The organism is Aromatoleum evansii, from assembly GCF_012910805.1.
Classification (GTDB): domain Bacteria; phylum Pseudomonadota; class Gammaproteobacteria; order Burkholderiales; family Rhodocyclaceae; genus Aromatoleum; species Aromatoleum evansii.
Map to the genome: position 1 here is coordinate 1 of NZ_WTVK01000150.1, position 1773 is coordinate 1773.

The 1773-nt window shown below is 64.7% G+C and carries 1 protein-coding gene; it reads left to right on the plus strand.

Annotated elements, in window-relative coordinates:
* The coding region (locus GO615_RS29800; RefSeq protein ID WP_169133042.1) for an efflux RND transporter permease subunit at window positions 1-1773 on the plus strand (1773 nt) is incomplete at both ends.

A 1773-nucleotide genomic window follows, 5' to 3' on the forward strand; every position in this document is an offset into this window, starting at 1 on the left:
CGGTCAAGAAAAACCTGACCGAAGGCGCGCTGCTGGTCATCGCAATCCTGTTCCTGTTCCTCGGCAACATCCGCGCGGCGATCATCACCGCGCTGGTGATCCCTTTGGCGATGCTGTTCACCTTCACGGGCATGGTGACAAACAAGGTCAGCGCCAACCTGATGAGCCTCGGCGCGCTGGACTTCGGCATCATCATCGACGGCGCGGTGGTGATCGTCGAGAACTGCGTGCGGCGCCTTGCCCACGCGCAAGCCGCGGCGGGACGCCCATTGACGCGCAACGAACGCTTCCATGAGGTTTTTGCGGCGTCGAAGGAGTCGCGGCGGGCGCTGCTCTTCGGTCAGCTCATCATCATGGTAGTGTATCTGCCGATCTTTGCCCTGACCGGGGTCGAGGGCAAGATGTTCCACCCGATGGCGTTCACCGTCGTGACGGCACTCGTGGGCGCAATGATCCTGTCGGTCACCTTCGTGCCGGCCGCGGTCGCATTGTTCCTCTCGGGCAAGATCAGCGAGAAGGAAAACCGCCTCATGACCTGGGCCAAGCGCGGCTATGCCCCGAGCTTTGACTGGGTGATGGCGAGAAAGCCGCTCGTGCTCACCATCGCGTGTGTTTGCGTGGTGCTGTCGGGCTTGCTCGCCACGCGCATGGGCAGCGAATTCATTCCGAGTCTGGATGAAGGCGACGTTGCCCTGCATGCGCTGCGGATTCCCGGTACGAGCCTGACCCAAGCGATCGACATGCAGGTGCAGCTCGAACAAACGGTGAAGGCGTTCCCGGAGGTGGACACCGTGTTCGCCAAGCTTGGCACGGCCGAGATCGCCACCGATCCGATGCCGCCGAACGTCGCCGACAACTTCGTGATGCTCAAGCCGCGCGATCAGTGGCCGGACCCCAAGCGGCCCAAGGACGAACTCGTGGCCGCGATACAAGCGGCCGTGCAACAGGTGCCGGGCAACAACTACGAGTTTACGCAGCCGATCCAGATGCGCTTCAACGAGCTCATCTCGGGGGTGCGCAGCGATGTTGCAGTGAAAGTGTTCGGCGACGACATGGACACGATGGCGGAGACCGGAGAGCGCATCGCCGAAGTGCTCGAAGGCATTCCCGGGGCTGCCGACGTAAAAGTGGAGCAGACCACCGGCCTGCCGATGCTGACGGTGCGCATTGACCGCGACCGGACCGCCCGGCTGGGCCTGAACATTGCCGACGTGCAGGACAGCGTGTCCGCAGCGCTGGGCGGGCAGGAGGCGGGCGCGGTATTCGAAGGCGACCGGCGTTTCGATATCCTCGTTCGGCTGCCCGAAGCCTTGCGCAGCGACCTCGACGCGCTGCAGCGCCTGCCGATCCGCCTGCCGGCCGGGGAAAACGGTGCCGCCCGCGGATTCGTGCGCCTGGGGGACGTCGCAAGCATTCAATCGGCGCCCGGCCCCAACCAGATCAGTCGCGAAAACGGCAAGCGCCGCGTGGTCGTGACGGCAAACGTGCGCGGTCGCGACATCGGCTCCTTCGTCGCGGACGCCGAAGCCCGCATCACCGAGGCGGTACAGGTTCCGACCGGCTACTGGACGACTTGGGGCGGCACCTTCGAGCAGTTGCAGAGCGCCGCGAAGCGCCTGCAGATCGTCGTGCCGGTCGCGTTGCTACTGGTGTTCACGCTGCTCTTCACCATGTTCGGCAACGTCAAGGACGGACTCATCGTGTTCACCGGCGTGCCGTTTGCGCTCACGGGCGGGATCCTGGCGCTTTGGCTGCGCGGCATCCCGCTGTCGA